Raw genomic sequence first — 17,032 nt, 5'->3', positions numbered from 1 at the left:
GCGCTATCCCGTGCGGCAGTTTTCGGAAAGGGTCGATGAGCCAAGCCAACCGCACCCGTGACGAGGCGTTGGATCGCCTTCGCCGCCCCCTGTTCCTGACGCGAACGGGGATGCTGGCAGAGCGGTTGACGCGTGCATTCTGGCCGCTGTGGTCGGTTCTGTTTCTGGCACTTGCCGCCCTCATGTTGGGGCTTCAGGATGTGGTGCCGCTGGAACTGGCCTGGGGTATCGCCGTTGTTTGCGTATCCGCCGCGCTTTGGGCCTGTGTTCGCGGCGTCCGGCAGTTTCACTTCCCGTCGCGGGCCGAGGCGCTTGACCGGCTTGACCGCACGCTTGCGGGGCGGCCGATCACAGCCCTTGCCGACACCCAGGCGATTGGTGCCACCGATGATGCGTCGCAGGCGGTGTGGCGGGCGCATCTGGTGCGCATGGCGGACCGCGTGGCGGGGGCAAAGGCGGCCCGCCCCGATCTGCGCATCTCCGCGCGCGATCCTTTCGCGTTACGCTATGCCGCGCTGCTGGCGCTTTTGGTTGCGGTTCTGTTCGGCTCTGTCTGGCGCGTGGCCTCGGTGTCTGAAATGGCGCCGGGCCAGGGCCAGTTGACCGCAAGCGGGCCAAGTTGGGAAGGCTGGATCGAACCGCCCGCCTATACAGGAAAGCCCAGCCTGTATCTGAATGATATAAATCAGGAAGGCTTCAGCGTCCCCGAGGGAAGCAAGCTGACGCTTCGCCTTTATGGCACGCCGGGGGCGTTGACGGTGGCCGAGACTGTATCGGGCCGCACGGGCGATGTGGCCAGCGCATCCGATCCGTCGCAAGAATTCACCATAACGCAGGACGGCAGCCTTGAAATCATGGGCGCAGTTGGCGCGGAATGGGATATATCCATGACCCCCGATGAGCCCCCCCGCATCGCATTGGCAGGAGAGGCCGAACGCTCTGCCGGGGGCGAGTTCAAGCTGCCCTTTGCCGCAGGGGACGACTACGGCGTTGTTGCGGCGCAGGCCATGATCACGCTGGACATGGCTTCGGTCGACCGGCGCTTTGGCCTGCTGGCCGACCCGGACCCGCGTGACGATATTGTTCTGGATTTGCCGATGCCCATCAGCGGCGACCGCAGGGATTTCACCGAAACCATAGTGGAAAATCTGGCGCAACATCCTTGGGCGGGATTGCCGGTTCTGATTTCGCTGTCGGCGCAGGATGCTCTGGACCAAAACGGCACCGCTCCCGCGCAGCAGATTATTCTTGAAGGGCGGCGTTTCTTTGACCCGTTGGCGCGTGCGGTTGTCGAACAGCGCCGCGATATCCTGTGGTCGCGCAGCAATGGTGCGCGGGCGGCGCAGGTGCTGCGGGCGGTGACGCACAAACCCGAAGGCTTCGTTAAGAACGAGGCGGCCTATCTGCAATTGCGCGTCGCCATCCGGCGGCTGGAGGCGGCTGTTGCAGGCGGGCTGACGCCCGAACTGCAAGACGAGGTGGCACAGGCGCTTTGGGATATTGCCGTCTTGCTGGAGGATGGAAAGCTTGCCGATGCGCTGGAACGGTTGCGTCAGGCGCAGGAACGTCTGGCCGAGGCGATGCGCCAAGGGGCCAATCAGGACGAGATTGCAGAGCTGATGCAGGAATTGCGCGACGCAACCGATGATTATATCCGTCAGTTGGCCGAACAGAACCAGCAAGACCCCGATCAGCAAACCGCAGAAAATCAGGACAGCCAGGAAATTACCGGCGACCAGATTCAACAGATGATGGATAAAATCCAGGAGTTGATGGAAGAGGGCCGCATGGCCGAGGCGCAGCAATTGTTGGACGAGCTGAACCGGATGATGGAGAACCTTCAGGTGACGCAGGGCCAGCAGGGGCAAGGCCAGCAAAGCCCGGGCCAACAGGCGATGAACGGTTTGCAGGACACGCTGCGCGAACAGCAGGGGCTGTCGGACGAGGCGTTTCAGGACCTTCAGCAACAGTTCAACCCGGAACAGGGCGACCAGCAAGGGCAGGACGGGCAACAAGGCGAAGCCCCCCAAGGGCAGGGTCAGGGCGAAGGTCAGCAGGGCTCCGACCAAGGTCAGGGCCAAGGTCAGTCCCAATCCCAAAGCCTTGCTGATCGCCAGCAGGCCCTTCGCAACGAACTGAACCGCCAGGAACGCGGCATGCCCGGCGCGGGCACACCAGAAGGCGATGCGGCGCGGGATGCCTTGGGGCGGGCGGGCCGTGCGATGGATCAGGCCGAGGGCGCGTTGCGCGACAACCGCATGGCGGATGCCCTGGATAGCCAGTCCGAGGCGATGGAGGCCCTGCGCGAGGGTATGCGCAGTCTGGGCGAGGCGCTGGCACAGCAACAGCAACAGCAGCAAGGCCAGCAAGGCGAGGCGGTTGGCCGCGCCGACCCCAATGGCCGTCGTGACCCGCTGGGGCGCGATTCCGGTGCGAACGGGCAGGTTGGTTCGGACGAGCAATTGCTGCAAGGCGAAGACGTTTACCGGCGCGCGCGCGACCTGCTGGATGAAATCCGGCGCCGGTCCAGCGAACAGGACCGCCCCGCCATCGAACTGGACTACCTCAAGCGTTTGCTTGATCGGTTCTGATCAGCCGCCGTTGATGCCGCCGACGGTGTTCTGCACGGTCTGGTCCAGCCAGCGTCGGGCGACGTTCACCTTTTCGACAAACTCGACCATCACCGGCTCTGACGCGGGCACAACCTCGATGACCCGGGGGGCATAGGCGTAAAGCCCCATCAAGATCGCGGTCAACATCGTCATCAACCCGAATCCCAAGCGGAACCCGGATCTGGAACCGGCATCTACATCCGCGTCTTTGGCGGCAGATGCGCCTTTGCGATCCGACGTTGCCCGGAGGGTCGAATTTATTTCCTCAATATCCGGTAAAAGATCGCGGCGCGTTGGCACGACGGGTTCATCATCTTCGATCCCCCGCATTTTCGCCATACGCTCTCTGGTCGTGGCCTGCCCGGAACCGACGCCCTTGTCGGTGTCTTCCAGACCCAGATCGGGCTGGGTTTCCAGCGGCTCTGCCGTATGGGTGCGGCGGGCACGTGTTTCCAGTTCTGCCTCTTCGCGCAGAACGCCAAGCACGCTTTCGTCCAATGCGCGGCGGGGCGGGGCGGCTACGGGGGTCGGGGCGGGCTCTTCGTCCTCGTCGTAATCGATTTCCATCGGGATTTCTGTGCTTGCACCGGCGTCGGGGGCAGCCCAGTCTTTGGTTTCGGCGCTGACGTCAAGCTCTTCTGCAAGCTCTGCATCCATGCGCGCGGACCGCTGGAACCATGTCTGTCCGCAATTCGAACATTGCACATCCCGACCTTCATCGGGAATGACACCATCCCCGACTTCATACTGCGCATCACAATTTGGGCAAATCAGCCGCATTTCGCCCCCTGTCCCGATTGCTAGTGTTTGGGTGGTTATACCACCTTGTTAATGCTTGTTCTATCAAGCACATGGCGAATATCCAAACAATTGCTCGCATGCGTGATTGAAACATCGTCCTTCCTCCGTCAAAAGTGGGGCAGGGTATAGGAGAAACCGTCGTGATCGAGCTTCAGAACGTGGCCTATAGCTATGGCGGGGGGGAGCTTCTGTCCGATATTTCGTTGAAACTGGCACCCGGTTCGTTTCATTTTCTGACGGGGCCGTCGGGGTCAGGCAAGTCCACGTTCCTGAAACTGTGTTACATGGGGTTGTTCGCCACGTCCGGGGATGTGCAGGTTTTCGGTCAGGACACCCGCACGATGGACCGCGACGATATTGCCCGCAACCGGCGGCGCATCGGTGTTGTGCATCAGGATTGCGAATTTCTGGACCACCTGCCGCTTGCCGAAAACGTGGCGCTGCCGCTGACGGTTGCCGGACGTGACCCAAGCGCCGAGGCCGAAAACCTGATCCAGCTTTTGACGTGGGTCGGGTTGACCCGGCACAAGAACGCGCTGCCGCCGCAACTGTCGGGCGGAGAGCGGCAACGCGCCGCCCTTGCCCGTGCCCTGATCATGTCGCCCGACATCATCCTTGCGGATGAGCCGACAGGCAACATCGACTGGGAAATGTCGCTGCGGCTGCTGACGCTGCTGGTGGAGCTGAACAAGATGGGCAAGACGATTGTCGTGGCGACCCACGACCTGACGCTGATCCGCACCGCCAAGGCACAGTTGAACGCGCGGGTGCTGCGGATAAAGAACCGTCGGCTACAGCTTGCGGGGTCCGATCTTTGAAACCTGTTTTTGCAGCGATTGCCGATTTTCTGGCGGGGGATCATCAAGCCGACCGCGTTGTCCCGCCCACGGGGTATACCGCCTGGCTGACGTTGTTCACGGCGGGCGCAATGGCGTTTTTGACGGTTTTCGCTTTGGCGTTGTCCCTTGCGACGGGACGCCTGGCAGATCGCTGGGCATCGGAGCTTGCGCAGACATCGACCCTGCGTATCTCCGCCCCGCAGGACCAGATGGCGGCGCAGACCAGCGCGGCGATCGCGGTGCTGGAAACCACCCCGGGGATCGCGGGCGCGCGTGCCCTGACCGAAGAGGAACAACGCAAACTGCTAGAGCCGTGGTTCGGGCCTGATCTGCCGCTTGATGCATTGCCGATCCCGCAGTTGATCGAAGTGATCGAACAGGGCGACGGGTATGACGCCGACGGCCTGCGCCTGCGACTTGCCGCAGAGGTGCCCGGTGCCGTGCTGGACGACCACACCCGCTGGCGCGAACCCCTGATCCGTGCGGCGGGGCGTCTGCGCCTGCTGGGGCTGTTGTCGATTGGCCTGATCGGGCTGGCGACCGGCGCAATGATCATGCTGGCGGCCAATGCGGCGTTGTCCGCCAATGCCCGCGTGATCCGGGTGCTGCGGCTGGTCGGCGCGCGCGACATCTACATCGCGCGGGCCTTTGTGCGGCGCTTTACGCTGCGCACACTGACGGGGGCCGCCATTGGAACGCTGGCGGGGCTGCTGGCGGTGTCACTGCTGCCGTCGGCGCAAAGCGCGGGCAGCTTTTTGACAGGTCTCGGGTTTCAGGGCGCTCACTGGCTTTGGCCGCTGGTCATTCCGCCGATGGCTGCGGTTGTTGCCTTTTGGGCCACGCGTGCTGCGGCCCTGCGTATGCTGAAGGAGCTTGCTTGATGGGGTATGCTATCCAATGGGTCCGCTCGGCCCTTTTCATAATCGCGATGTATGTGGCGATGCCGGTCATCGCCATCGCCTATCTGCCCTGGGCCATCGCATCACGCGACGGGGCCTTTGCCGCCTGCCACGCCTATTGTCGCTGGGTCTGCTGGAGCGCGGGCTGGATGATCAACCTGCGCACAGAGGTGCGCGGAACCCCACCCGAAGACGAAGTTCTGATCGCCGCCAAACACCAGTCTTTCCTTGATATCATCATGATCTTCGGGGCCGTGCCCCGTGGCAAGTTCATCATGAAACAAGAACTGCTTTACGCGCCGATCCTGGGTCAATACGCCAGACGGATCGGATGCGTTCCGGTGAACCGTGGCAAGCGCGGGCTGGCCATTCAAAAGATGGTTACCGATGTCGAGAAGGGCAATCTTTCTCCGGGTCAATTGATCATCTACTCTCAGGGAACGCGCGTCGCGCCGGGGGCAAAAAAGCCCTATAAGGCGGGAACCGGCGTCCTGTACGAACAGATGAATCGCGACTGCGTTCCGGTCGCGACCAATGTCGGGGTCTTCTGGCCGCGCCACGGCATCTACCGCAGGCCGGGGATCGCTGTGGTGGAATTTCTGCCGCGCATCCCTGCGGGAATGCCGAAAGCCGCCTTTATGACCAAGTTGGAAGCATTGGTAGAGGCGCGATCCAATGCCTTGATGGCAGAGGCGGGGTTTGTCGTTAAAGGATAGCCCCCAAGCCGATTGCGTTACGCAGCCAGCACTTTCGTGCCCATATCCAGGAACTTTTGACGGCGATCTTTGATCAGCGCATCGGGTTTCTTGCCCGACAGGTCTTTCAACATGGCCTCGATTGCCTTGCCAACCGCTGTGATCGTCTCTTTTCGGTGCCGCTGTGCGCCGCCGACAGGTTCCGGGATGATCTTGTCGATCACGCCCAGTTTGGTCAGATCCTGTGCGGTCAATCGCAGCGCTTCGGCCGCTTCGCGCATCTTCTCGGCGTCTTTCCACAGGATCGACGCGCAGCCCTCTGGCGAAATGACCGAATAGACCGAATGTTCCAGCATTGCGATGCGGTTGGCGGTGGCAAACGCAACCGCGCCACCTGATCCGCCTTCGCCGATGATCACGGCAACCAAAGGCACGCCGATTTGCAGGCACTTCTCGGTTGCGCGGGCAATCGCCTCTGACTGGCCACGTTCCTCTGCACCCTTTCCGGGGTAGGCGCCGGGGGTGTCGACAAGTGTCACGACAGGAATGCCGAACCGGTGGGCCAGATCCATCAGGCGGATCGCCTTGCGATAGCCTTCGGGGCGGGCCATGCCGAAATTACGCTCGATCCGTGTCTTTGTATCGTTGCCTTTTTCGTGGCCGATCACCATGACGGGCTGACCGTTCAGACGGGCAAGACCCCCCATGATCGCGTGATCGTCGGCAAAGTTCCGGTCCCCCGCAAGGGGCGTATATTCTGTGAACAGCGCCTCGATGTAGTCTTTGCAATGGGGGCGGTCCGGGTGGCGGGCCACCTGACATTTGCGCCAAGGCGACAGGTCTTTGTAGATATCGCGCAGCATGTCGCCGGCCTTTTTGTCCAGCGCTGCTGCCGCTTTCTCGACGTCCATCTCTTGGTTCTTGCGCGCGAGCGCCCGCAGCTCTTCGGCTTTGCCTTCGATTTCGGCCAGCGGTTTTTCGAACTCAAGATAGTTGGTCATGTTCCACTCCAAGCGGGTTCAATTCCTTGTATATGAAACGGGACGCATGGATTTGCAATCAGAAGCGGCACCGATCAGCCAAACGAAGCCGTGTAATAAACCGCGCCCACACCGGAAATCCGGCATGGGCGCCATACACTCGTTATGAACGCAATAAGTCTGTGCGACTGACTTTACTTGACCGTGATCATCGCCATGACCAGTTTGTCGTCGATACGGATCGGGCCGTCTTCCTTGGCACCCAATGTGTATTCGAACACACCTTTTTGCGTGCCGCCGGCCTCGGAATGGATCATCAGCATCAGCATGTCGCCGGCTTTCACGTCGTCTGTCAGGATCGCCGCAACGTCCATGTTTTCACCCATGCGCAGCGGGGCATAGCCAAGAACCGGGCCGGGTTTCATTGCGGCGTCGGTGCGATGAACGACCATCCAGCCATTCTCGGCTGCGACGATTTTATCGGCGCTGACAATGCCGTTTTCTGCGGATTGGTCCATTGCCTCTACGGCGGGTGACATCCCGTGACCTGCCGCGAATGCGGAGGTTGCCATCAGAGTGAGGCCAGCGGATAGAATGAATTTGCGCATTGAATGCTCCCTTATGTATCTGTGCCCCGTTTTTGAGGCATCACAGGAACATACGGATGCCGCGATACATAAGTTTCACGCCGATGCGATTTTTTTTGGATTTCTTTTCGGGCGGTGGTCTGCGCGATCAGTCTTGCGTCGCGCAAACGGGATGTTTCGCTGGCTCTGGTGGGCCTTACCCTTGCATCATCTCGAATTGCCGGACGATCCCTTCGGCCTGTTTGATAGATGCGATATCAACCAGACGGCCCTTATAGACGGTCGCCCCCTCGCCGTTGGCCTTTGCGGTTTCCATCGCGGCCAGAATTTCGCGGGCCTCCAGCACTTGGGCGTCCGACGGGGTAAAAACCTCATTCGACAGGACGATCTGTTTGGGGTGGATCGCCCATTTTCCGACCATACCCAGCGTGGCAGAGCGACGCGCCTGCGCGCGGAACCCTTCGTCGTCGCTGAAATCTCCGAATGGGCCATCGACGGGCAGAACCCCGTGGGTGCGGCAGGCGGCAACAATCGCAGTTTGCGCCCAATGCCACGGATCGGACCAGTATTTAGCGCCGTCTTGCATCATGTAATAATTTTCCTGCGTGCCGCCGATGCCGGTGGTCTGCATTCCCATCGACGCCGCGAAATCGGCAGCGCCAAGGCTCATCGCTTGCAGGCGCGGGCTGGAGGCCGCGATCTCCTCGACATGGGCGATACCGGCGGCAGATTCGATGATCACCTCGAAGGTGATCGGCTTGGCGCGGCCATGGGCACGCTCGATCGCGGTGACCAGCGCGTCAACCGCATAGACGTCGGCAGCGCAGCCCACCTTGGGGATCATGATCTGGTCAAGCCGGTCGCTGGCCTGTTCCAGCAGGTCCACAACATCGCGATACCAGTAGGGCGTATCAAGGCCGTTGATCCGCACCGACAGGTATTTGTTGCCCCAGTCGATCTCGTGCGTCGCCTTGATGACATTGGCGCGGGCGCTGTCCTTGTCGGATGGCGCAACAGAGTCTTCCAGATCAAGGTTGATCACATCCGCCGCGCTGCCTGCCATCTTTTCAAAGATCGCAGGACGAGAGCCGGGGCCGAAAAGCTGGCAACGGTTCGGACGGGCCGGGGCGGTTGGCTGGATGCGGAAGCTCATATCAAGGCCTTTCGGTAACGATATTTCGTTTTTGCTTGGTCTTTCGGTAGAATATTGCGCAACCAACTTCAAGGGATGATTTGCGTTTGCAGCATAATTGCGCCGCAACGCAGCAGTGGCTAGGCTTTTCCGAAAGGAGACCCGTCATGCGCCGATTGAAAACCTATACCTCGCTTTGGGCGATGCAGCCACACGACCAGACCGGTGAACTGCTTTCCTATGCGAGAGTGTGCGAGATGGTGGCAGAGGCCGGTTTCGACGGGCTGGCGATTGATCTGGGGGCCGCCGATGTCGATGCGGCGCATAAGGTGCGCCCCTATCTGGAGGCCTACGGGCTAACGCCGCTGATCGTGGCATTTCCGAAATCGGTCGAGGGGTTCCGCGACACCCTTGAGCTGGCCAAAGACTTTGGCGCGCCCTTTGTCGATGTGATCGGACAGGTGATGCCGATCACTCTGGACGAGATGGAGCCGGTGATCCGCCGCTGGCTGGAGATGTCGCAGGAGGTCGGCGTGCCGATCCAGTTCGAAACGCATCGCAACTGCATCACCAACGACCTTTACACAACGCTGCAACTGCTGGAGCGGATCCCCGACATGCGGCTCAGCGCCGACCTGTCGCATTACGTTGTCGACCGAGAGTTCTGGCATCCCTTGTCGGACCGCGACCTTGGGCTGATGTCGCGGATACTCGAGCGCTCTGACAGCTTTCAGGGGCGGGTGGCCAGCCGCCAGCAGATCCAGTTGCAACTGGATTTTCCGCAACACCGGAAATGGGTGGAGCTGTTCAAAGGCTGGTGGCGGGAAGGGCTGGAGGGATGGCGCGACCGCAATGCGACGGGCGATTGCGTCTTTGTGTGCGAGCTTGGCCCACCCGAATACGCGATGACCGGCCCCGACGGGCGCGAGATGTCGAACCGGTGGGACGAGGCGCAGGTGATCAAGGGCTGGATCGAGACCCTGTGGGACGAGATGGGCGGGGATACCCCAGTGCAGCACGTCGCATTGTAGCCTGCGGGGCGCATCGCCTGCTGTCGGCGCTTGACGGAACGCCGCGATTGTCCGAAGACCGCAGCACCAGTTTGGCAACAGGAGAAGAGAATGAGCCGCACAGTTTACGTCAATGGCAGCTATGTGCCCGAAGAAGATGCCAAGGTTTCGGTCTTTGATCGCGGCTTTCTGTTTGCCGACGGTGTCTACGAGGTGACAAGCGTTCTGGACGGTAGGCTGCTGGATTTTGCAGGCCACGCGACGCGGTTGCAACGGTCGCTGGACGAGTTAGAGATGAAAAGCCCCGTCACGATGGACGACCTGCTGGACATCCACCGCGAGCTGGTGCGCCTGAACGATCTGACCGAGGGCATGATTTACCTGCAGGTCACCCGTGGTGCCGCAGATCGGGACTTTGCCTATCCCAAAGACGTCCAGCCGACGCTTGTCCTGTTCACCCAGTCCAAGACCCTGATCGACAGCCCGATGGTTAAGACCGGGATGAAGGTCATCAGCATCGAGGACCAGCGCTGGGGCCGCCGCGACATCAAGACGGTTCAGCTTTTGTATCCGTCGATGGGCAAGATGATGGCAAAAGCCGCCGGTGCCGATGACGCTTGGATGGTCGAGGACGGCTTGGTGACAGAGGGCACATCGAACAACGCCTATATCGTGACGAAATCCGGCAAGATCATCACCCGCCATCTGGGCAACGAGATCCTGCACGGGATCACCCGGACCGCCGTGCTGCGGTTCGCGCGTGAGGCCCAGATGGAAGTGGAAGAGCGTGCGTTCACCATGGACGAGGCCAAGGATGCCGCAGAGGCGTTTATCACCTCTGCCTCGACCTTTGTGATGCCGGTTGTGTCCATCGACGGCGTCGCGGTCGGCGAAGGCAAACCCGGCCCTGTCGCCCTTCGTCTGCGCGAGATCTATCTGGACGAAAGCCGCAAGTCGGCGATCTGACGGATCAAGCCCACCGAACTGCTGAACGGCGATGCGCGGGCGTCGCCGTTTTTCTTTTGTCAGCCAAAGGTGATGCGGACGTTGTCCGCGCCCAGTTGGTCCGGCGTTATTCCCTGAAGGATTGCGCTGACAGTTCCGGCCGAACGGACCTCGGTCGCGGTGCCGTCGCCGGATAAGGCCAGCGAAAAGCCGGGGTCTGGTGTGCCCGTTTTGAAATTGAGAAGCAGCGTGTCCTCGGCCGGAGAGAAATCTGTGACGATGATCGGCGAGGAACTCGCTTCGTAGGACAGGTCGTTGATGAAGCTGTCATTGCCGTCACCACCCGTCATCAGGTCACCGTTGTCGCCAATCAACGCGTCGTTCCCCGCCCCGCCGTCCAGAATATCGGGGTTCTGACCTATAGGGTCACGGGCGATCAAAACGTCGTTTCCGAACCCGCCGAAAAGTCTGGCATTGCCCGCGCCGCCAACCAGCATGTCGTTGCCAAGGTTGCCGTGCAACTCGTCGTTGTCACCGCTGCCCCACAGCAGGTCATCGCCATTGCCGCCATCAACATAATCGGTGCCGGGTTGGCCGGGCCTGTCCTCTCCATAAGAGATGTCATTGCCATCCCCCAGAAAGATCCTGTCATCGCCCGCTCCGCCATATGCAAAGTCATCACCTGCTCCGGCGTAGATCAGATCATCGCCCGCGCCGCCTGTCAGCAGGTCATCGGCGGAGGTGCCGATCACTGTCTGCGGTGCGGTGGACAGCGGGGTTAACCCGTAACTGAAGGGGGAAAGCGCATCTATGCCTTTGACGAAGGCAACCGGCTGATCGTCTACTGTGATGAACACGCCTGTGCCGTCTGCCGGTTGCGTGGTGGCAAGGACGCTGTTCACCGTCGCGGTTTCGGAAATAATTGCAATGTATTCGTCTTGCTGAAAGTCCTCGATGGTCACAAATGTCGCATCCAGGGCATCCACATAGACACCGAACGTGTCAAACTCGCCCGCGCCGCCGGTCAGGCTGTCGCCCCGATCGCCAAGTACATAGTCGTCGCCAAAGCCACCGAAGAGTTGGTCGGGGTCATCATTCAGCCCGTTGTCGAACGCGACGATGGCATCATGGCCAAGGCCGCCAAAAATCGTGTTCGATCCTTCGAGGTCGATCAAAAGATCGGCGCCATCGCCGCCATAGATCTGATCATTTCCTTCGTCGCCCGAAAAATCCAGCGCCGAGAACATCCCTTCGACCGGAGAATACAGGCCGAATGCCAGATCGGTAATATCCTCGGGGCTGATGGTGGTATCCTCGCCGTCGCCAAGGAAAAGCGCATCATCGCCCGCCCCGCCCATGACGCTGTCATCGCCCTCGTTCGTAAATACACGGTCATTGCCGTCGCCTGCGTCGATGATGTTCGGATCGTCGTCGGCGACCGTCACGTCCACATCGGGTTCGGGCGCATCGTCATGCGTTTCGCCGCTGTCGTTGCCGCTAAAGACTAGGCCAATGCCCAGGGCAAGAATCGGAAGAAGGAACAAGCTGAACACGGTAATACCCCGGAAATGTCAGGAACAAATATAGTCCTGACATTTCCTTAATTTCGCAGAATGTGTCAATCGAAAGGCATGCAGCCAGTCACGTCAGGCCCTGTATTCGCGCGCAAACGGGGTTTAATCCATCGAAAATTGGCGCATTATCGGTAATTTCGAGACGCCCTATTCGTGCTGCTTAGACGTGACCTTGAATTTCGCCTTTTCCGCATCGGTGGTTTCGGTCTGATGGAGCGCGCGCCATTCGTCATAAGGCATGCCGTAGAACGCCGCGCGGCCCTCCTCTTTGGTCATCGGGATTCCGCGCTCGTTCGCGGCCTCCTGATACCAGCGCGACAGGCAGTTCCGGCAAAACCCCGTAAGGTTCATCATGTCGATGTTCTGCACATCGGTCCGTTTTGCCAGATGGTCGCGCAAACGGCGGAATGCGGCGGCTTCAAGCTCTAGCTGGGTCTGGGTGTCCATTTTACTCTCCTGTTTTATCAGAACCGGGATGCGGTCAGAACATCGTCAAGGATCGGCGCAAGGCGGTTGGCCCAATGCAATTGGCCCTCTGTCCCGGCAATCAGGTCGTTGCGTAATTCGATCAGAACATGTGGTCGGCCGGTCTGCACCGCGTGGCGGTCCAGCGCATCGCCGGGAAGATGACCCGAATAGGGTTCATTGTCTCCCACGCACAGGTCGGGCTCTTTGGTCAGCCGTTCGATCAGCGGATGTGCCAGGCGCGTGTCTTCGGCGTAAAGGATGCCGATTTGCCAGGGACGCCGGGCGCGCCCCCGTAGCTGCGGTGTAAAGCTGTGGATCGACAAAATCACCGTATCGTCCCGCGCGGCGGCAAGATCGGTCAAGGCGTCGTGATAGGGGCGGTGATAGGCGGTCAGCCGCCGGTCCACCTCCTGTGGGCAAGCGTCGCGATTGGCCGGAATGATCGTGCCGTCATATAACTTCATCAACAGGGTCGGGTCGTCTTCGCCCCGGTTCGGGTCGATCACCAGACGCGAAAAGTTCGACAGGATGGCGCGCGCGTTCAGCCGGTCGGCCAGCGCGCGCGTGACATTCGCGGCGCCGACGTCATAGGCGATATGCCGGTCCATATCGACCTGCGGCAACCCAAGGCAACCGCCCCCGATTTCATCCGGAACGGTGTTCGCGGCATGATCGCAGGTCACCAGCCAGCGCGATGGCCTGTCGGCCCCTAAAATTTCGAACGGTTTATATGTCATAGGCCTGTCTTCTTTTGCACAGTAGATTTAGACCAGTTGTCGAATGAATGAAATTAGGTAATAAGACGCCTGACAGATATGTTAGCGGTAACGCAAAGGATGGATGCCGGATGAGACGCCTACGCAAAGTGAAAATCGTGGCCACATTGGGCCCAGCATCGAATGATTATGCAACCATTCGCGCTTTGTTCGAGGCGGGCGCCGATGTGTTCCGCCTGAACATGAGCCATGGCGACCACGACGAAATCCGCAAACGGCACGAGATCATCCGCAAGGTCGAATCCGATCTGAACCGTCCGATCGCGATTCTGGCCGACCTTCAGGGGCCAAAACTGCGTGTGGGCACCTTTGCCAACGGCGAGGAGGAACTGGTGCCAGGTGCCAAGTTCCGGCTTGATCTGGACGAGGCTGCGGGCGACGTGAGCCGCGTGCGCCTGCCGCACCGCGAGATTTTCGAGGCGCTGGAGGTCGGGTCGTCTTTGCTGGTCAATGACGGCAAGATCCGCCTGACCGTCGAAGAGTGTGGCAAGGATTACGCCAATTGCGTTGTCGTCGTCGGCGGCACGATCTCTAACCGCAAGGGCGTGAACGTTCCGGATGTGTTGCTGCCCCTTGCGGCGCTGTCCGAAAAAGACCGCAAAGATCTGGAATTTGTGTGCGAATTGGGCGTCGATTGGCTTGCCCTGTCGTTCGTCCAGCGTCCCGAGGATGTCTGGGAAGCGCGCGAGCTGGCCAAGGGCCGCGCCGCGATCCTGTCGAAGATCGAAAAGCCCGCTGCGGTCAAGGCCTATGCCGAAATCCTCAAGGCGTCTGACGGGATCATGGTTGCCCGTGGCGATCTTGGGGTCGAGCTTCCGGTGCAGAACGTTCCGCCGATCCAGAAGCGTCTGGTGCGGGCCGCGCGGGCCGCGGCCAAGCCGGTGATCGTGGCGACCCAGATGCTGGAAAGCATGATCGACTCGCCCGTGCCGACCCGTGCCGAAGTGTCGGATGTTGCCACCGCGATCTACGAAGGTGCCGACGCAGTCATGCTGTCGGCCGAATCCGCCGCAGGCAGCTATCCGATCGAGGCCGTGACCACGATGAACAATGTCGCGATCGAGGTCGAAAGCGACCCGACCTACCTGGAGGTGATCGAGGCCAGCCGCACGGTAAAGCGTGAAACCGTGGCTGACGGCATCGTTGCCGCCGCCCGCGAGATCGCGGAAGCCACAGACATCAAGGCGATCTGCTGCTTTACCCAGTCCGGGACGACTGCGGCGCTGGTTGCCCGCGAACGCCCGCGTGTGTCGATTATCGCCATGACGTCCCTGGTCGGCACCGCACGACGGATGAGCCTGACCTGGGGCCTGCATTGCGTAGTCACCGGCGAGGTGGACCGTTTCAAGACCGCCGTGTTGAACGCAGCAAAAACCGCCCGCGACTACGGCTTTGCAACGGTCACCGATCAGATCGTTGTGACGGCAGGTGTGCCGTTCAACGTGCCCGGCACAACGAACATCCTGCGCGTAGCACCCTGTGATGAAAGGTTGATTTCCCGCTCTGATCCGGAATAATGCCCGGATCAGACCCCTACGGGAGAAATTGTTTTGGACAGTGATCTTTATCTTGTGGTCGGGATTGTGATCGCAGGGTTTGCGATACCCTCTATTGTCGGGGCCTATTCCGAAGGTCGTGCGCCACGGGTCGCGGCCATCATGGTTGTGATCGCGGGGGGCATGATCGCCTACGGTGTCAGCCTAAAGCCAAGCGGCTATCGGATATCCGATGTGCCAAGCGCGTTTGTCCATGTGATCGGGCGCTTCATCCGCTAGGTGCTTTCCCCCTTGCAACGGGGGGGGAGCCGATTTATACGCCAGCACTCTATCCGTTCGACCGGCTTAAGTGGCATGCCGAGTCGCGCGTTAACCGACCCACAAGAGGAGACGGAAATGCCTAAGATGAAGACAAAATCGGGCGCCAAAAAGCGCTTCAAGGTGACTGCTAGCGGTCTCGTGGTTGCAGGCCAGGCTGGCAAGCGTCACGGCATGATCAAACGGTCGACTAAGTTTATCCGCTCTGCACGTGGCACCACGATCCTTTCGCCTCAGGATGCGAAAATCGTGAAGTCCTACATGCCATACGCTCGCTGAGAAGGAATTAAAGTATGTCCCGTGTTAAAGGTGGAACCGTCACCCACGCCCGTCACAAGAAAGTCATAGACGCCGCAAAAGGCTACTATGGCTCGCGCAGCCGCAACTTCCGTACTGCAACGCAGGCGGTCGACAAGGCCAACCAATATGCAACCCGCGACCGGAAAGTTCGTAAAAGAAACTTCCGCGCTTTGTGGATCCAGCGGATCAACGCCGGTGTTCGTGCAATCGACGAAACGTTCACATACTCGCGTTTCATCAACGGCCTGTCGCTGGCCGGCATCGAAGTAGACCGCAAGGTTCTGGCCGATCTGGCCGTGCACGAGCCTGATGCTTTTGGTGCGATTGTTGCACAGGCGAAAGCAGCACTCGCGTAAGACACCCGAACAGGGTTTGAACGTTAAGCCGCGAGCCTGTCATGGGTCTCGCGGCTTTTGTCATTTACGGCGTCTTGCATCCTATTGCCCCTGTGGTAGCAGGTTGCCAAACCCGATTGCAGGAGGCTTTGGCCAATGGACGGACTCGACGCGCTACGCGCCAAATACATCGCGGGTGTCGCTGCCGCCTCGGACGAGGCCGCACTGGAAGACATCCGCCTGCAAGCGGTCGGCAAAAAGGGCGAGATCGCGCTGAAAATGCGTGAACTGGGTCAAATGAGCCCCGAAGAACGTCAGGCGGTCGGCCCCGTGCTGAACGCGCTGAAGGACGAGATCAACTCTGCCCTTGCCGGCAAAAAGGCCGCGCTGTCCGACGCCGCGTTGAACGAGCGTTTGCGGACCGAATGGCTGGATGTGACCCTGCCCGGTCGCCCGCGGCCCAACGGCACAATCCACCCGATCTCGCAGGTCACCGAAGAGGTCACGGCGATTTTCGCCGACATGGGTTTTGCCGTGGCCGAAGGGCCGCAGATCGAATCCGACTGGCACAACTTCGATGCGCTGAACATCCCCGGCCACCATCCCGCGCGTGGCGAGATGGACACGTTCTATATGCACCGCGCTGAGGGCGACGAGCGCCCGCCGCATGTGCTGCGCACCCACACCAGCCCCGTACAAATCCGGTCGATGCTGAAGCAGGGCGCGCCGATTCGCGTGATCTGCCCCGGTCGTGTCTACCGCGCGGACTATGACCAGACCCACACGCCGATGTTCCATCAGGTCGAAGGTCTGGCGATTGATACCGACATCAGCATGGCCAACCTGAAATGGGTGCTGGAGGAATTCGTGCGCGCCTATTTCGAGGTCGACAATGTCGAACTGCGCTTTCGCGCCTCGCACTTCCCCTTCACCGAGCCATCGGCAGAGGTGGATATCCGCTGTTCCTGGGCGGGTGGTCAGTTGAAAGTGGGCGAGGGCGACGATTGGCTGGAGATTCTGGGATCAGGCATGGTTCACCCGAAGGTTTTACAGGCGGGCGGGATCGACCCGAACAAATATCAGGGCTTTGCCTTTGGTATGGGGATCGACCGCATTGCCATGCTGAAATACGGCATCCCCGACCTGCGGGCGTTCTTTGATTCCGACCTCCGCTGGTTGCGGAACTACGGTTTTGCAAGTCTGGATCAGCCGAACCTGCACGGGGGCCTGAGCCGGTGAAGCCGGGCACAGACCGCACCATGTCC

The 17,032-nt window shown here is 60.5% G+C and carries 18 protein-coding genes; 11 read left to right on the top strand and 7 right to left on the bottom strand.

Annotated features, from left to right (window positions below; genetic code table 11):
• The first annotated feature begins 35 nt into the window (after positions 1 to 35).
• On the top strand, positions 36 to 2,591 hold the full coding sequence (locus tag ACEN2R_RS07360) for a TIGR02302 family protein (RefSeq protein ID WP_442040742.1): 2,556 nt from the start codon (positions 36 to 38) through the stop codon (positions 2,589 to 2,591).
• Here the strand turns inward: ACEN2R_RS07360 and ACEN2R_RS07355 are convergent, their stop codons facing one another.
• Positions 2,592 to 3,392: a zinc-ribbon domain-containing protein gene (locus ACEN2R_RS07355; protein WP_442040740.1), complete on the bottom strand. Its 801-nt coding sequence runs from the start codon at positions 3,390 to 3,392 to the stop codon at positions 2,592 to 2,594.
• 161 nt (positions 3,393 to 3,553) lie between these two features.
• Between ACEN2R_RS07355 and ACEN2R_RS07350 the strand changes: the two genes are divergently transcribed.
• From ACEN2R_RS07350 to ACEN2R_RS07340, 3 genes are read left to right on the top strand one after another with little or no spacing between them, the layout of a single operon-like run.
• Complete coding sequence (locus tag ACEN2R_RS07350; protein ID WP_442040738.1) at positions 3,554 to 4,231, top strand: cell division ATP-binding protein FtsE; 678 nt, start codon at positions 3,554 to 3,556, stop codon at positions 4,229 to 4,231.
• Positions 4,228 to 5,133 carry a cell division protein FtsX gene (locus ACEN2R_RS07345; protein WP_442040736.1) on the top strand — a complete coding sequence of 302 codons (906 nt, stop codon included), beginning with the start codon at positions 4,228 to 4,230 and terminating at the stop codon, positions 5,131 to 5,133. The genes ACEN2R_RS07350 and ACEN2R_RS07345 overlap by 4 nt, the downstream gene beginning before the upstream one ends.
• Complete coding sequence (locus tag ACEN2R_RS07340; protein WP_442040734.1) at positions 5,133 to 5,867, top strand: lysophospholipid acyltransferase family protein; 735 nt, start codon at positions 5,133 to 5,135, stop codon at positions 5,865 to 5,867. Before ACEN2R_RS07345 ends, ACEN2R_RS07340 begins: the two co-directional genes overlap by 1 nt.
• Positions 5,868 to 5,884: 17 nt before the next feature.
• Here the strand turns inward: ACEN2R_RS07340 and ACEN2R_RS07335 are convergent, their stop codons facing one another.
• The 3 genes from ACEN2R_RS07335 to ACEN2R_RS07325 all read right to left on the bottom strand — a co-directional run bounded on the left by ACEN2R_RS07335 (position 5,885) and on the right by ACEN2R_RS07325 (position 8,566).
• Positions 5,885 to 6,847, bottom strand: coding sequence for an acetyl-CoA carboxylase carboxyltransferase subunit alpha (locus ACEN2R_RS07335; RefSeq protein ID WP_442040732.1), 963 nt, complete (start codon positions 6,845 to 6,847; stop codon positions 5,885 to 5,887).
• 173 nt (positions 6,848 to 7,020) lie between these two features.
• Positions 7,021 to 7,434: a DUF7282 domain-containing protein gene (locus ACEN2R_RS07330; protein WP_442040731.1), complete on the bottom strand. Its 414-nt coding sequence runs from the start codon at positions 7,432 to 7,434 to the stop codon at positions 7,021 to 7,023.
• Positions 7,435 to 7,609: 175 nt separating this feature from the next.
• Positions 7,610 to 8,566: an L-malyl-CoA/beta-methylmalyl-CoA lyase gene (locus ACEN2R_RS07325; protein ID WP_442040729.1), complete on the bottom strand. Its 957-nt coding sequence runs from the start codon at positions 8,564 to 8,566 to the stop codon at positions 7,610 to 7,612.
• A gap of 146 nt (positions 8,567 to 8,712) precedes the next feature.
• Here ACEN2R_RS07325 and ACEN2R_RS07320 point away from each other — a divergent pair, with 146 nt between their 5' ends.
• Together ACEN2R_RS07320 and ACEN2R_RS07315 are read left to right on the top strand one after the other, a co-directional pair.
• Complete coding sequence (locus ACEN2R_RS07320) at positions 8,713 to 9,576, top strand: sugar phosphate isomerase/epimerase family protein (protein ID WP_442040727.1); 864 nt, start codon at positions 8,713 to 8,715, stop codon at positions 9,574 to 9,576.
• Between the two features lie 90 nt (positions 9,577 to 9,666).
• Positions 9,667 to 10,521, top strand: a complete 855-nt coding sequence (locus ACEN2R_RS07315; RefSeq protein ID WP_442040725.1) for a D-amino-acid transaminase — start codon at positions 9,667 to 9,669, stop codon at positions 10,519 to 10,521.
• Positions 10,522 to 10,580: 59 nt separating this feature from the next.
• Here the strand turns inward: ACEN2R_RS07315 and ACEN2R_RS07310 are convergent, their stop codons facing one another.
• From ACEN2R_RS07310 to ACEN2R_RS07300, 3 genes are all read right to left on the bottom strand, one after another.
• Positions 10,581 to 12,053, bottom strand: coding sequence for a calcium-binding protein (locus ACEN2R_RS07310; RefSeq protein WP_442040723.1), 1,473 nt, complete (start codon positions 12,051 to 12,053; stop codon positions 10,581 to 10,583).
• A gap of 168 nt (positions 12,054 to 12,221) precedes the next feature.
• The gene (locus ACEN2R_RS07305; protein ID WP_442040721.1) at positions 12,222 to 12,521 is read right to left on the bottom strand and encodes a DUF1244 domain-containing protein; all 300 of its coding nucleotides are present in this window, start codon (positions 12,519 to 12,521) and stop codon (positions 12,222 to 12,224) included.
• Positions 12,522 to 12,538: 17 nt separating this feature from the next.
• Positions 12,539 to 13,279, bottom strand: coding sequence for an N-formylglutamate amidohydrolase (locus tag ACEN2R_RS07300; RefSeq protein ID WP_442040719.1), 741 nt, complete (start codon positions 13,277 to 13,279; stop codon positions 12,539 to 12,541).
• Between the two features lie 110 nt (positions 13,280 to 13,389).
• Between ACEN2R_RS07300 and pyk the strand changes: the two genes are divergently transcribed.
• The 5 genes from pyk (at position 13,390) to pheS (ending at position 17,006) form a co-directional block, all read left to right on the top strand.
• Positions 13,390 to 14,835 carry a pyruvate kinase gene (gene pyk, locus ACEN2R_RS07295; RefSeq protein WP_442040717.1) on the top strand — a complete coding sequence of 482 codons (1,446 nt, stop codon included), beginning with the start codon at positions 13,390 to 13,392 and terminating at the stop codon, positions 14,833 to 14,835.
• A gap of 33 nt (positions 14,836 to 14,868) precedes the next feature.
• Positions 14,869 to 15,093 (top strand): hypothetical protein, encoded by a 225-nt coding sequence (locus ACEN2R_RS07290; protein ID WP_442040716.1) that lies wholly within the window; start codon positions 14,869 to 14,871, stop codon positions 15,091 to 15,093.
• Between the two features lie 117 nt (positions 15,094 to 15,210).
• Positions 15,211 to 15,411: a 50S ribosomal protein L35 gene (gene rpmI, locus ACEN2R_RS07285; RefSeq protein WP_442040714.1), complete on the top strand. Its 201-nt coding sequence runs from the start codon at positions 15,211 to 15,213 to the stop codon at positions 15,409 to 15,411.
• 14 nt (positions 15,412 to 15,425) lie between these two features.
• Positions 15,426 to 15,788 (top strand): 50S ribosomal protein L20, encoded by a 363-nt coding sequence (gene rplT / locus ACEN2R_RS07280; RefSeq protein ID WP_442040712.1) that lies wholly within the window; start codon positions 15,426 to 15,428, stop codon positions 15,786 to 15,788.
• A 135-nt stretch (positions 15,789 to 15,923) separates the two neighbouring features.
• On the top strand, positions 15,924 to 17,006 hold the full coding sequence (gene pheS / locus ACEN2R_RS07275) for a phenylalanine--tRNA ligase subunit alpha (protein WP_442040710.1): 1,083 nt from the start codon (positions 15,924 to 15,926) through the stop codon (positions 17,004 to 17,006).
• Positions 17,007 to 17,032: the final 26 nt, after the last annotated feature.

It is taken from the genome of Pseudogemmobacter sp. W21_MBD1_M6, assembly GCF_052119585.1.
In the GTDB taxonomy this organism is placed as follows: Bacteria; Pseudomonadota; Alphaproteobacteria; order Rhodobacterales; family Rhodobacteraceae; genus JBGQOJ01.
This window is presented reverse-complemented; position numbering and strand designations above follow the sequence as displayed.